This window comes from Chitinophaga sp. CB10 (assembly GCA_001870995.2).
Taxonomy (GTDB): domain Bacteria; phylum Bacteroidota; class Bacteroidia; order Chitinophagales; family Chitinophagaceae; genus Chitinophaga.
This window is the reverse complement of record MLAV02000002.1, coordinates 74373-89097: the sequence shown is the minus strand read 5'-3', so window position 1 is coordinate 89097 and position 14725 is coordinate 74373. Positions and strand designations below refer to the sequence as shown.

At 53.6% G+C, this 14725-nt stretch carries 10 protein-coding genes; 9 read left to right on the top strand and 1 reads right to left on the bottom strand.

The window, feature by feature from the left end; genetic code table 11:
- Nucleotides 1-31: 31 nt before the first annotated feature.
- Nucleotides 32-1372: an MFS transporter gene (locus BOC67_RS03680; protein WP_291907385.1), complete on the top strand. Its 1341-nt coding sequence runs from the start codon at nucleotides 32-34 to the stop codon at nucleotides 1370-1372.
- A 235-nt stretch (nucleotides 1373-1607) separates the two neighbouring features.
- On the opposite strand, the gene BOC67_RS03675 is transcribed toward BOC67_RS03680, so the two are convergent.
- A complete protein-coding gene (locus tag BOC67_RS03675; protein ID WP_291907384.1) occupies nucleotides 1608-3254 on the bottom strand; it encodes a UxaA family hydrolase in 1647 nt (548 codons plus the stop codon).
- Between the two features lie 387 nt (nucleotides 3255-3641).
- On the opposite strand from BOC67_RS03675, the gene BOC67_RS03670 reads away from it, so the two are divergent.
- From BOC67_RS03670 to BOC67_RS03635, 8 genes are all read left to right on the top strand, one after another.
- Entirely contained in the window at nucleotides 3642-5606 is a 1965-nt protein-coding gene (locus BOC67_RS03670) for a heparinase II/III family protein (RefSeq protein ID WP_291907383.1), read from the top strand.
- 294 nt (nucleotides 5607-5900) lie between these two features.
- Nucleotides 5901-7157: a DUF2264 domain-containing protein gene (locus BOC67_RS03665; protein ID WP_291907380.1), complete on the top strand. Its 1257-nt coding sequence runs from the start codon at nucleotides 5901-5903 to the stop codon at nucleotides 7155-7157.
- A 29-nt stretch (nucleotides 7158-7186) separates the two neighbouring features.
- Complete coding sequence (gene kduI, locus BOC67_RS03660) at nucleotides 7187-8029, top strand: 5-dehydro-4-deoxy-D-glucuronate isomerase (protein ID WP_291907378.1); 843 nt, start codon at nucleotides 7187-7189, stop codon at nucleotides 8027-8029.
- Nucleotides 8030-8050: 21 nt separating this feature from the next.
- On the top strand, nucleotides 8051-10237 hold the full coding sequence (locus BOC67_RS03655; protein ID WP_291907376.1) for a glycoside hydrolase family 88 protein: 2187 nt from the start codon (nucleotides 8051-8053) through the stop codon (nucleotides 10235-10237).
- An 18-nt stretch (nucleotides 10238-10255) separates the two neighbouring features.
- Nucleotides 10256-11011, top strand: a complete 756-nt coding sequence (locus BOC67_RS03650) for an SDR family NAD(P)-dependent oxidoreductase (RefSeq protein ID WP_291907374.1) — start codon at nucleotides 10256-10258, stop codon at nucleotides 11009-11011.
- A 35-nt stretch (nucleotides 11012-11046) separates the two neighbouring features.
- Nucleotides 11047-12108 carry a LacI family DNA-binding transcriptional regulator gene (locus BOC67_RS03645; RefSeq protein ID WP_291907371.1) on the top strand — a complete coding sequence of 354 codons (1062 nt, stop codon included), beginning with the start codon at nucleotides 11047-11049 and terminating at the stop codon, nucleotides 12106-12108.
- Between the two features lie 21 nt (nucleotides 12109-12129).
- Nucleotides 12130-13323: a glycoside hydrolase family 88 protein gene (locus tag BOC67_RS03640; protein WP_291907368.1), complete on the top strand. Its 1194-nt coding sequence runs from the start codon at nucleotides 12130-12132 to the stop codon at nucleotides 13321-13323.
- Nucleotides 13324-13392: 69 nt separating this feature from the next.
- Nucleotides 13393-14655 (top strand): DUF2264 domain-containing protein, encoded by a 1263-nt coding sequence (locus BOC67_RS03635; protein WP_291907365.1) that lies wholly within the window; start codon nucleotides 13393-13395, stop codon nucleotides 14653-14655.
- Nucleotides 14656-14725: the final 70 nt, after the last annotated feature.

Genomic DNA, 14725 nt, shown 5'->3' with positions numbered 1-14725 from the left:
AGCCTCTTTATAAATTCCAAATTCAGCCGAAATGAATTCCACAACTTTAGGTAAATATCGCTGGCGTGTTTGTGCGCTGTTGTTTTTTGCGACCACGATCAATTATGTAGACAGACAGGTGATAGGGCTATTGAAAGATACCCTTGCCGCTGAATTCAGCTGGACAGAAAAGGATTACAGTTACGTAGTAATGGCGTTTTCTGCCTCATATGCGCTTGGTTTGCTGGTGTTTGGACGCCTCATCGATAAAATCGGCAGCAAGCTGGGTTATGCCCTGTCGGTAACCGTTTGGAGCATTTCTGCGATGGCCCACGCCATTGCCAAGTCCACCTTCGGTTTCGGCGCTGCCCGCTCCGTACTGGGCGTGAGCGAAGCCGGTAACTTCCCTGCGGCTATCAAATCAGTGGCTGAATGGTTCCCTAAGAAAGAAAGAGCATTCGCGACCGGTATTTTCAACTCCGGCGCCAATATCGCCGCTATTATCGGCCCTCCTACAGTGTACTGGATTTTACGTAATTACCACTGGCAAACAGCCTTCATCTGGACGGGCGCCATCGGTTTTGTATGGCTGTTTTTCTGGTGGATCTGGTACGAAATCCCTTCCAAGCAGAAAAGACTCAGGAAAGCGGAATATGACCATATCCACAGCGATAACGAGGAAGTAAGCGATGCCGATGCCAAAAAAGGCGTTAAATGGGGTAAACTGTTTGGTATCAGGCAAACCTGGGCCTTCATCTTCGGTAAATTACTCACCGATCCCATCTGGTGGTTCTACCTCTTCTGGCTGCCAACCTATCTTTCCTCTACCTTCGGCATTGACATGGCCAGCACCGGCGGTTGGCCGCTGATTGTGGTGTACACGATTTCCAGCGTGGGCAGCATCGGCGGCGGATGGTTATCCTCCTTCCTGATCAACAGGAAAGGGTGGCCGGTATTTAAAGCCAGGAAAGTATCCATGCTCTTTTTTGCCCTGTGCGTATTGCCGGTAGTACTGGTGCCTTACATTCCAAACCTGGCCATCGGCCTGGGCTTGATCGGCCTGGCCACTGCTGCGCACCAGGCATGGTCCGCCAATATCTTCACTACTGTATCTGACATGTTCCCTAAAAAGGCGGTAAGTTCTGTCGTAGGCATCGGCGGTATGGCCGGCTCCGTGGGCGGTACGCTGTTTCCGCTGCTGGTGGGCATTATCCTGGATCACTATAAAGTGCTGGGCAAGCTCTCCCTCGGTTACGGTATTATCCTCACCATCTGCGGCCTCGCTTACCTGCTCGCCTGGCTCATGATGCATATCTTTGCGCCGAAAATGGAACAGGTAAAACTCGATGATGAAACGCCTGTAGCGCCTGCGCCTTCCGGCCAGCACGTGTAAAACAGGTCCAAAATAAGTATTCGTTTAAGTAGAGTACCACAAGTATAAGAGTCAGGGGATGCGGCCCTGACTCTTTTTTTATGTCTTTTGTTTTTTTGTGGGGGGGAGAAAATTTAATTACGCGTTCCGCCAACCGTACCGTCCGGGCTACGGCACGTACTGTAACAAAAGCGGCAGGGAAACATCTTCCCCTGCCGCTTTGCCGTTCTGATAAACCCGCTGAAAAGGGCTATTATTATAAACTCACGCCGCGTTTCCACGGAATGAAATCATCCTGGTGTAATTGCTCTGCTTTCGTATATACTTCACCGCTGGCGGCCCTGATCACATATTCCAGTATCTGCTCGCCCATTTCCTCGATCGTATGCTGACCGCTGATGATGGAACCGGTATCGATGTCGATGATATCCGGCATGCGGGTAGCCAGTTTGGTGTTGGTTGCCAGCTTCACCACGGGAGCAATGGGGTTGCCGGTGGGCGTGCCCAGGCCGGTGGTAAACAGGACGATGTTGGCGCCGGAACCTACTTCCGCGGAGGTGGACTCCACGTCGTTACCCGGCGTGCAAAGCAGGTTTAATCCTGGTTTGGTCACGTATTCCGTATAGTCGAGCACGTCAGTAACGGGGGAAGTGCCGCCTTTTTTGGCCGCCCCGGCGGATTTGATGGCATCGGTGATGAGGCCGTCCTTGATATTGCCCGGGGAAGGGTTCATGTAAAAGCCGGAACCTACCGATTGGGCCTGGTTTTCGTACGCGCGCATAATGCGGATAAACTTCTCGGAAGTATCCGTGGAGATGCAGCGGTTGATCAGCTCCTGTTCCACGCCGCAAAGCTCTGGGAACTCGGAGAGGATGGAAGTGCCGCCCAGCGCTACCAGCAGGTCGGAGGTATGCCCTACTGCCGGGTTGGCGGAAATGCCGGAGAAGCCATCGGAACCGCCGCATTCCAGGCCTATCACCAGCTTGGACAACGGGGCCGGCTGGCGGGTCAGCCGGTTGGCTTCCACCATGGCGAGGAAAGTATCTTTAATGGCAGCGGAGAGCATACTGAACTCCGAAGCGCTCTTTTGCTGCTCATATACCAGTACCGGTTTATTGAAGTTCGGGTTCAGCTTTTTCAGGGATTCCTGTAAAATGCTTACCTGCGCATGCTGGCAGCCCAGGCTCAGCACGGTGGCCCCGGCCACGTTGGGATGGTGGATGTAACCGGCCAGTAAGGCGCAAAGCGCGTCTGAATCCTGGCGGGTACCGCCGCAGCCGCCTTCGTGGGTGAGGAACTTAATGCCGTCTATATTAGGGAAAACGGTGCTGCGTTTGTTGCTGTCAGTGGCCTGCCCAGCTTCGTAATTTTTGATCGCTTCCAGGTCGCCTTTTTTGTAGAGGGCCACCAGGTCCGTTACCTGCTCGTTGTACACCTCTGCAGGCGCAAATCCCAGCCCTTTTTCGAAGGCGGTTTTGATAACGCCCACATTCCTGTTTTCGCAGAATACCAGCGGTATTACCAGCCAGTAGTTGCGGGTGCCCACCTGGCCATCCTGGCGGTGGTAGCCCATAAAGGTGCGGTCTTTCCATTTGCTCACATCCGGCGCCTGCCATTGCAGGGCGCCATCCTTTTCGTGGAAAGCGTTGGCGTCGTGCACCACGTTTTCAGTGGTCATGAGTCCGCCCTGCGGAATGTCCGTCACCGCTTTGGCTACCAGTACGCCGTACATGGTGATCGGGTCTCCACTCTTCACATCGTTGATCAGGAATTTATGTTTGGCAGGGGTGAGCTGCAGGAGTTCTATGTTGTGGCCGTTGAAGGTAATTTTTGTTCCAGCCTGGAGGTCTTGTAATGCAACCAGCACATTGTCGGCCGGATGTATCTGTAAATAACTGTTCATAAAGGCTAAAGTATGAAGATTTGATACCGGCTGGTAATACTATAATATTAATCCCTGATGAAATTTTGACATGTTGTAAAATCAGCTGAAATCTTGTACAGTGGCAAGTTACGAATGAATCAGGAAATGAGAAATTCCAATTATCAGGGTTTAAATACCATTTGAAAAAAAGTTTATGCAAACGTTTGAACAATTATTACATTTAGATACTTTTATCGGCCACGCCGACAGCGGGACAATGAAAATATTTCCTCCGGGCAGGGTACCATCGTAGCCTTTCCGCGCTCCGGGCTGGCTTTAAGGGCGCGCAACGCCGCCTTCAGCCGCCGCCGGGGGCCGTCCGGGAGCTTTTCTTATTCAACAACCAGATAGTAAACAACTAGCCCTATGAGGTTGAAACATACTTTATTCCACGTTGTGCTGGCCACGGGATTATCCCTTTCGGCACATACCATCACGGCACAGCAGAAAGCTGCGCCGGCCAATTACCTGGAAAATGCCTGGAAGCAGGCGGGTGGCGGCACAGCCATCCTGGACGCCGCACAGTGGCAACAGCAGCTGAAGCAGCGCATCGCTGCGCAGCTGGCCGCTATGGATGCCGGTAACCGCCAGGCCATTATCCGGGATGCGGAAAAAGCGTTGGCCTTCCGGTGGCCTTCCCTCACCGCGGAGGTGTACCTGCAATTCCGGGACAATGGCAACCGTATCAACTACGAGAATATCCAGTTTGAACGGCGTAAAATACTCAGCACCCTCATTGCGGGGGAGCTGCTGGAAAACAAAGGCCGTTTTATCCCCCAAATCGTCAATGGCCTCTGGCTGATACTGGAAGAAAGCACCTGGGTGCTGCCGGCCCACATCGGCGCGCAAAAGCTGGGTACCAACCTGCCTGATCCCAATGAACAGGTGATCGACCTGTTTGCCGGCGAAACCGCCATGACGCTCTCCTGGGCCCAGTTCCTGCTGCGGAGCGAGCTGGATAAATACTCCGCCATCGTGAACAAGCGGATCGATTATGAGCTGGAAAGGCGCATCTACACGCCCTACCTGGAACGCAGCGATTTCTGGTGGATGGGCTTCCGGGGCGGACAGGTGAACAACTGGAATATCTGGATCAACGCCAACATCCTTAAAACCGCCCTGCTAAACCTAACGGATACGGATAAACGTAATAAGGTGATCGAGAAAAGCATCCGCAGCGCGGATAATTTCGTGAACGCCTATGCGCCGGATGGCGGTTGCGACGAAGGCCCGAGCTATTGGGGGCATGCCGGCGGCAAGCTCATCGAGCTGCTGGATGATCTGAACAGCAGCAGCGGGGGCAAGCTGGATTTCAGTAAAAATAAACTGATGCATGCCATTGGCGCGTATATCTACAAAATGCATGTGGACAGTAACCGGTTTGTGAATTTCGCAGATGCTTCCGCCCGCAGCATACCGCCTTCGCAGGATGTATTCCTCTATGGCAAAATGTACAACGATGAACAGCTGAAGCAGTTCGGCGCGTACCTCAGCCAGCTGGAAAGTCCGGGAGGGGATAACATCCGCATTTCCGCGCTGGGCATTTTCGTATATAAGTTACTGTTAGGCTATGAAATGCAGCGCACCACCGCCAAAGCGCCATACGCCGGCCAAAACTGGCTGCCGGACCTGCAGGTGCTATCCCTTCGCAGCCAGCCGGGCAGCCCCGCAGGGCTCTTCTTTGCAGCGCAGGGAGGCCACAATGCGGAAAGCCATAACCATAACGATGTGGGCAACTTTGTGCTGTACATGAACGGAAAGCCCGCTGTCATTGACGTGGGCGTAGGTACCTACACGAAGCAAACGTTTAGTAAAGACCGTTACAAGTTGTGGTATATGCAGTCGCAATGGCATAACTGCCCCACCATCAACGGCGTGCAACAGAAGGACGGCCGGGCTTTCCAGGCTACCAACGTGCAGTTTACCCCGCAGAAGAGCGGGGACAGGCTGCAGCTGGATATTGCTGCCGCTTACCCGGCGGAAGCGCAGGTCAGCAAATGGCAGCGTACTTTTAATTTCATCCCTGCCAGGCAGCGCCTGGAGCTGACGGAGGCCTATGCGCTGAAAGCCTGGAAGGAGCCTTTCCGGGATCATTTCATGACCTGCCTGCCGGTAGATACCAGCAAGGCGGGGCGCGTTGTGCTGACTTCCCCGGAAGGCCGGCTGGTGCTTACTTACAACCCGGCTGATTTTACCGTGGAAACGGAGCGGCAGGAAATTGCGGACGGGCGCCTCTCGCCCGTATGGGGCAACAGCGTTACGCGCATTACCCTGGTATCCAAAAGCCATCAGCTGGCGGGGAGCCACACAGTGGCTTTTGTGATGGAATAACCGTAGCGTGTGCCGCGACCTGGTTGCCGCGCATTTTACGGGAACGCCGTTGCATAAGGCTGCCATAACAAGCATGGAACAGAGCGGGGCGCATGCTGCTGCTATACGTTGAAATAACGATTTAGCAGCCTTGTACCTCTCTCTCAAAAAATATTTTTTAACACCGTTAAAAACAGTGCTGACAAGCCTTTCGAGTGAACGATGAAAAAAAGGGTTTGGATTATTGCAAACGTTTGCATTAATTTAGAGTCTTGTTAGACCGGCATCTGTAACAACGCATAAACCATACAGATTTTGAAAAGGAGAAACTTTATCAGGATGGCCCCGTTAGCCGGACTCGCGGGAATGATACCATCGGCGGCATCTGCCAAGGCCACCACGTCAGAGAACAATTCCACAGCTGCGCAAACAGACCGTGAGTACCACGTTCAGCTATTACACAAAATTGTTGCTCCCGTTGTGGAAAACATGAGCAAGGGCGCCCTGAAGAAAAACATGCCTAAGGAAAAAGGGCCGGGATATGGGCTGGCACTGGAAAAAGTGACTTACCTCGAGGCTTTTGGCAGGTGTATTTCAGGGATGGCGCCATGGCTGGCCTTGCCGGACGACAATACCACGGAAGGCAAGTTGCGCAAGCAATTGCGGGAACAGGTATTGCAGGGGATCGTGAATGGGGTCAACCCCAGGTCGCCGGACTACCTCAACTTCCGCGAGGAAGGGCAACCGCTGGTGGATGCCGCTTACCTGTGCCAGACGTTTATGCGCGCCCCAAAGGCGCTGTGGGAGCCGCTGGACAACCAGACCAAACGAAACATCGTTACCGAACTCAAAGAGCTGCGCCGGATACGGCCGGCTTATAACAACTGGCTCCTGTTTGCAGGCATGGTAGAAGCCTTTTTGTTGTCGATACACGAAGAATATGAACCGCTGCGTACGATGATTGCCACGCAGAAAATGAAAGAGTGGTATGCAGGGGACGGGTTCTATTCAGACGGGCCGCAGTTTTCGCTCGACTATTACAACGGATACGTGATTCATCCGATGTTGACCGATATGCTGAAAGTGCTGGTGGACAACAAGCAGGGCGCCAAAGCGGATTACGACCAGGCCATGAAACGTATGCAGCGCTATGCGGAACTGCAGGAACGCATGATTGCGCCGGATGGTACTTACCCCGCTTTGGGAAGATCCATGACCTATCGTACGGCTGCCTTCCAGCCCCTGGTACAGCTGGCGCTGATGCATCAGCTGCCGGAAGGAGTGGAGCCGGCTCAGGTGCGCTGCGCCATGACCGCCATCATGAAACGCATCTTTGAAATGGAAGGCACCTTCGATAAAAATGGCTGGCTGCAACTGGGGATTGCAGGCCATCAGCCGGAAGTGGCAGACGTGTACACTTCCACCGGCAGCCTGTACATCTGTACCAACGGATTCCTCGCGCTGGGACTGCCACCGGAAGATACTTTCTGGTCCGCCCCTCCGGCGGAATGGACCGCGCAGAAAGTATGGAGCGGCAAACCCGTGAAAAAAGATTACCACGTCACCTATTAATTTTTAAAACTAACTAAGCGTTACAGTATATGGGCAAAAATTATGAATCCCGTTATGCAAGCAGTCCTGCCGAAGTAAAGCAGATGAATACTGCACAGCTGAGAGAAGCCTTTCTGATTGAAAAAGTATTTGAAGCAGACCAGATCAACTGGGTACACACGCATTACGACCGTTACCTCACCGGTGGCGCTATGCCGGTGAAAGGCGCCATCAAACTGGAAGTGATCGACCTGCTGAAAGCAGGTTATTTCCTGGAACGCCGGGAGCTGGGTATGATCAACGTAGGCGGCGACGGCATCGTGGAAGCGGACGGCGTGAAATACGAGATCGCTTTCAAAGAAGCGCTCTACATCGGGAAAGGTACCAAAGAAGTGACCTTCCATAGCAAGGATGCCGCTAAACCGGCTAAATTTTACCTCAACTCCACACCGGCGCACCATACCTTCCCGACAAAGAAAGTTTCAAAAAATGAAGCTGAAATTGTTACTTTAGGCGCACTGGAAACTTCCAACCACCGTACCATCAACAAGCTGCTGGTGAACTCCGTACTGGAAACCTGCCAGCTGCAGATGGGAATGACGGAACTGAAGCCGGGCAGCGTGTGGAACACAATGCCGGCGCATACGCACGACAGGAGGATGGAAGTGTACTTCTACTTTGAAGTACCGGAAGGACAGAGCGTTTGCCACTTTATGGGACAGCCACAGGAAACCCGGCACATCTGGATGCAGAACGAACAGGCTGTTATTTCCCCACCATGGTCCATCCACTCCGGTGCAGGTACCAGCAACTATACCTTCATCTGGGGTATGGCCGGCGAAAACCTGGACTATGGCGATATGGACCACTGTAAGATCAATGAGCTACGTTAGTAACTGATATAATCCGTAATCATGATGAAAAATATACTGAAGGTAAGTCTGGCCGGACTTACCTTATTCCACGCATCCGGCGCTATGGCGCTGCCGGTGGGCGACTCCTCCCTCGCCGCCCCGTCAGTATTTGCCCAAATGGAAAAAGTAGGCGCATGGCAATGGAAAAAACTGGACACAAAAGGGTGGGCCTATGCCAAAACCAACTGGACCAACGGCGCTATGTACACCGGGATGTTCAAACTGGCGCAGGTGGCAGATAATCCCACTTACATCCAACACCTGTTGCAGGTAGGGGCGGACAATAACTGGAACACAGGGCCGGACAGGTTTCACGCGGATGAATACTGCGTGGGCCAACTCTATTCCCAGCTCTACGAAATTTATAAGGACCCCGTGATGATAGAACGCTGGCGCAAGCTGGCCGATACCATTGTGACGCAGCCGCATACGGAATCACTGGAATGGGTAAACGGCATTGCCCGCCGCGAATGGGCCTGGTGCGATGCGCTGTTTATGGGGCCGCCCGCGCTGGCCTACCTCAGCACCGCCACCAACGATCCAAAATACCTGCAAACCGCTGATAAACTCTGGTGGAAAACCACTGAGTACCTGTACAGCAAGGAAGACAGCCTGTATTACCGCGATGGTTCCTTCTTCAATAAGAAAGAAGCGAACGGCGCCAGGATGTTCTGGAGCCGCGGTAACGGCTGGGTAATGGGCGGCCTGGCCCGCCTGCTGGACAATATGCCGGCTAACTACCCGAACCGCGCACGGTTTACCGAGCTGTTTAAACAAATGGCATACAAGGTAGCCCGCCTGCAAACCAGCGATGGCACCTGGCATGCGAGCCTGCTCGATCCGGACAGCTATCCTTCTAAGGAAACAAGCGGCACCGGCTTTTACGTGTATGCGTTAACGTGGGGCGTGAACAACGGCCTCCTGCCGGAAAAACAATTCCTGCCGGTGATCAAAAAAGGCTGGGAAGCGCTGGTAAGCTGCGTGCAGCCTAACGGCAAACTGGGCTTTGTGCAGGAAATCGGCGCCGCTCCGGGTAAAACCACGGCGGACGATACGGAAGTGTACGGCGTAGGCGCTTTCCTGCTGGCAGGCTCCGAACTGATTAAACTGGACATCCGCCAGCAAGGCGGCGTGGCGATTGAAATGAGGAATACCATCGGCGTGAACCGCCCGGGCGAGCTGGTGGAGATACCCATGACTTCCTTTGCCAAAGCAAAAGGCAAGGCGAAAACTTTCAGGATTGTAAATGCCGTAACCGGCCAGGAAATACCGTATCAGCTGCTCTACAACGGGGAGAAGACGCCTTCCTCCATCCTCCTGCAGATCAGCGCTGCCCCGGGCGCAACGGTGACTGCTTTCGTAAAAGAAGGCACGCCGGCGCCGGTAAAAGCGGCAGCCTACGGCCGTTATGTACCGGAGCGTAAAGATGATTATGCCTGGGAAAACGACCGCATGGCGTACCGGATGTACGGCGCCGCACTGGAAAATACGCCCAAGGAAATGGCCTATGGTATTGATGTGTGGGCAAAGCGTACCAGCGAACTGGTGATCAACGAATGGTATAAAACCGATAATTACCACCACGACAACGGGCAGGGGCTGGACTACTACAGCGTAGGGCTCACCCTGGGCGCGGGCGATAATGCGCCTTATGTCCATGACAGCATCTACTTCCCTAAAAACTACCGCAAGTATAAAACCCTGGAAAACGGTCCGCTCCGCACCAGCTTCCAACTGATGTACGAAAGCTGGAACGCCGGCGGCACGCCGGTAACCGTTACCAAAACCATCAGCCTGGACGCAGGTTCGCAACTGAACCGGATGTCGTACCAGTACAACTTCAAAGGCAGGGAACTGCCGGTAGTAACGGGCATCGTTAAACGAAAAGACCCGGGTACCATCCTGCTCAACGAAAAGACGGGCGTGATGGGCTACTGGGAGCCGCAGCACGGCGAAGACGGTACCCTGGGGCTGGGAGCGGTATTCCCTGAAGCCAAACCAGGCATGAAAACAGATAACGTACATTTGCTGACACCTGGCGTAGCCACCAGCAACGCTCCTTATGTGTATTACATGGGCGCGGCCTGGAGCAAAGGCGGCCGCTTTACCAACGCTACCGAATGGTTTAGCTACCTGGAGGATTTTGCACAACGCGTGCAGCACCCGGTGGAAGTAAAAATTAAATAATTCTTCAAATCAGTAATAATGTTTGAATTAAACGGAAAAGTAGCCCTGGTAACAGGTTGTAAACGAGGCATCGGAAAATCCATGGCAGTGGCGCTGGCAAGAGCCGGGGCGGATATCATCGGGGTATCCGCTTCCCTGGAGCTGAGCGGCAGCGACGTGGAGAAGGAAGTGACAGCATTGGGCAGGCGTTTTAAAGCGTACCAGTGCGATTTTGCGGACAGGGATTCCCTCTATGCCTTCATCCGCCAGGTGCAGAAAGACGAGCCGGTGATCGACATCCTGGTGAACAACGCCGGCACCATCATGCGTAAGCCGGCGGCAGAGCATCCGGATGAATACTGGGACACCGTGATCAATACCAACCTGAATGCACAGTTCATCCTCACCCGGGAGATCGGTAAAACGATGATAGCCAGGGGCAGCGGAAAGATTATTTTCACCGCTTCCCTGCTCACCTTCCAGGGCGGCATCAACGTGCCGGGATACGCGGCCAGCAAGGGCGCCGTTGGTTCGCTGGTGAAAGCCTTCGCGAACGAGTGGGCCTCCAAAGGCGTGAATGTGAACGCCATTGCGCCGGGGTATATTGCTACCGATAATACCGCCGCGCTGCGTGCGGATCAGCAACGCAGCACTTCCATCCTGGAACGCATCCCCGCAGGCCGCTGGGGCGAACCGGAAGATTTTGAAGGACCTATCGTATTCCTTGCTTCTAAAGCATCAGACTATGTGCATGGTACTATCCTGACCGTAGATGGTGGCTGGATGGGCAGATAACATACTATCATTGCAGGAAAAGCCATTTAAATTCCATGAGTAAACGAACAGAAAAAACAATTGTTGATATTGCGGAAGAACTGCAACTCTCCGTCTCCACAGTATCCAGGGCACTAAATGACCATCCTAACATCAGCGCACGTACGAAAGAGCGCGTGAAGAAGGTGGCCAAAAAATTGGGATACCGGCCAAACGCTTTAGCGGCGGGTTTGCGCAATAACAAGAGCAAAACCATCGGCCTGATCGTCCCGAGAATTTCTATGTTTTTTCCTGCAACGATCAGTACCATCATTCAGAATAAGCTACAGGAATTTGGCTATAACCTGATCATCTGCCAGTCCAACGACTCCTACGAACAGGAGGTAGCGCTGGCGAATACCCTGTATTCCGCCCGCGTGGATGGACTGGTAGTATCCACCACGCTTTACACTACTGATTTCTCGCATTTCGACGTCTTCCGCAACAACAACATCCCGCTGGTATTCTTTGACCGGGTACCGAAGGATTATAACGTGAAGGTGATCAAGGGCGACGACTACCGCGGCGGGTATGTAGCCACTACCCACCTGGCGGAAAAAGGGTGTAAGGATATTGTGCATATCTCGGGGCCATTGACCTGCTGTTTGTACAGCGATCGCGTGGCCGGTTACAAGGCGGCATTACAGGAACAGGGCCTGCCGTTTAAAAAGAGCCGCATCTTTTACCAGGAGCTGACCCGGGAAAACGCCTGGCAGACCTGCGAGAAGATCTTCGGCCAGCAGCCCTACCCGGATGGCATCTTTGCCGCCAACGATACTACTGCCATTACCATCATCGAATATTGCCGGAAGCACGGCCTGCGCGTACCGGAAGATGTGAAGATCGTTGGCTACTCCAATGATCCGAGAACGGAGATCGTGACGCCGTCTATTTCTTCCATCGATCAATATCCGGGTATGATGGGCGAGCGAGTGGTAGCTGTATTGATGGAACTGATCAACGGCCGCCAGAGCGCTGAACCACGTTATTCACAGGAGATAATTCCTATCCAGCTGATAGAGCGGCAATCCAGCGCCGGAAAGTCAAAAACGGGCAAAAAGAAATTGACTTTATCTTAACTCAGACGCATAAACGAAATCATGAAAAGAAAACTGATTATTCCATTATTGTTGTCGGCATTGTGTTTACAATCGTTTGCACAGGTGGGCAAGGCCAACAGGGAGCTGCTGAAAAAGGCGGACGAATCCCTGCAGTTTGCCGCCCGTCAATACAAGCTGATGGCGCAACATTTACCTGATTCTGTACTGCCTAAAACTACTGATGCCAAAACCGGCAAGCTGGCCACCTCCGGCAGCAGCTGGTGGTGCTCCGGCTTTTATCCCGGGGTGAACTGGTACCTCTTCGAGTACACCAAAGATCCTGCTTTCAAGGCGGAAGCATTGAAACGCCAGGCGCTGGTGGAGAAGGAAAAGCACAACAAACGTACGCACGACCTCGGGTTCATGATGTTTTGCCCGTTTGGCAATGCATACCGTATTACCAAAGATCCTGCGTATAAGGACGTGCTGCTGACCAGCGCGGCGTCTTTATCCACGCGTTTCAATCCAACCGTGGGTTGTATCAAATCATGGGACCACGGCAACTGGAAGTTCCCGGTGATTATCGACAATATGATGAACCTGGAACTGCTGACCTGGGCCAGCAAAAACGGCGGCGGTAAAAAGTATGCGGACATTGCGAAGATCCACGCCAATACCACTATCAAAAATCACTTCCGTCCTGATTACAGCTCTTATCACGTCATTGACTACGATCCGGCTACAGGCGCCGTGTTGCAGAAGAAGACCCACCAGGGCCTGGCGGACAGCTCTGCATGGTCCCGCGGGCAGGCATGGGGCCTCTATGGCTACACCATGATGTACCGTGAAACGAAGGACAAGCAATACCTGGCGCAGGCCAAACATATTGCGGACTTCATCCTGAATCACCCGCATATGCCTGCGGACCTGGTGCCTTACTGGGACTATGATGCGCCGACCATTCCGAATGCGCCGCGCGACGTATCCGCCGCAGCGGTAGCCGCTTCCGCCCTGCTGGAACTGGCAAAATACACGGACAAAGCCACCGGTAACCGCTACTGGGCGGCAGCAGAAACGATGCTGACCAGCCTTTGCAGCCCGGCTTACCTGGCTAAGGAAGGTGAAAACAACGACTTCATCCTGATGCATAGCGTAGGGTCACTGCCTCATAATTCGGAGGTAGACGTTCCCCTGACCTATGCGGATTACTATTTTGTTGAAGCGCTCATGCGCTATAAACAATGGGCTAAATAATATCTTAAAGGCGACGGGGTGTTGGTTTTCCTTCACCCCCTTTTTTTTGATTTAAAAAATAGTTTACAGGTGAACAGAAGAAAATTTCTACAGGCAATTCCGGTGGCAGGGCTGGCGGGCTCCCTGGGGGCCGGCAACGGGCTGCTGCACGATGCAGCCGCCAACGCAGCCGCCAAACCGGTATCAGACAGGGATTACCATACTGCTTTACTGTATCGTATAGCCCATCCCGTTATAGACGCATTGAGCAGGGGAGAGCTGAAAAAGCGGATGCCACAGGAAACTGCGCCCAGGTACGGCAAGCCGGTGGATAAAGTAACTCACCTGGAGGCCTTCGGGCGTACGTTGTCAGGAGTTGCGCCGTGGTTAGAGTTGGGGGGAGATAAAAGTACCGAAGGCCGGCAAAGGGCCGCGTTACTGGAAAAAGCGAGAGAAGCGTTACGCCAGGGCACTGACCCCTCGGGTACGGATTACCTCACCTTTACCCGCAAGTTTGACGCGCAGCCTTTGGTGGACGGAGCTTTCCTGGCGCTGGGGTTGTTGCGCGCGCCGAACCAGTTGTGGGAAGGCGTTTCCGGCGATACGCGCCAGCAGGTGATCACTGCATTGAAAGGGTTGCGCGGCAACTCGACGTTTAACAACAACTGGCAATTGTTTGCCGCCATGATAGAAATCTTCCTCCTGCAATTTGACGCAGGCTGGGACCGCAAGCCCGTGGATACCGCCATCAGCAAGATGATGGAGTGGTACAAGGGGGACGGTATGTACGGGGATGGCCCATCTTTTCACTACGATTACTACAATGCCTTCGTGATCCACCCGATGCTGGTGCAGGTGCTGAAAGTGCTGGCGGATAAGGGCGAAGGCAGTAAAGAACAATATGAGCTGGCGCTGAAACGCATGCAGCGTTACGGGGCGATACAGGAGCGGCTGATTATGCCTGACGGGGCATTCCCCGTGGTGGGGCGCTCGATGGCTTACCGCAGCGGCGCATTCCAGCCACTGGCGCAGCTGGCGCTGGAAGAGAAACTGCCGGCAGGCATATCGCAGGCGCAGGTGCGTTGCGCACTAACGGCCATGCATAAACGTATTTTTTCAAACCCTGCCAATTTTGATAAGCAGGGATGGCTGCAGATTGGTTTCTGCGGGCATCAGCCGGAGATAGGGGATACCTATATTTCCACCGGCAGCCTGTACCTCTGTACCAACAGCTTCCTGGCGCTGGGGTTGCCGCCGCAGCATGAGTTTTGGACGGCGCCTGCCGCCGAGTGGAGCGCGGTGAAAGCGTATGGCGGAAAGGGTTTGCCGGCGGATCATGCGATAGGATATTGAGGTGAATATTGATCCGGCCAAAGGCAAAATGCTATCGTATTGCGTTGGAGGGCTGCAGTATCTTGTAGTA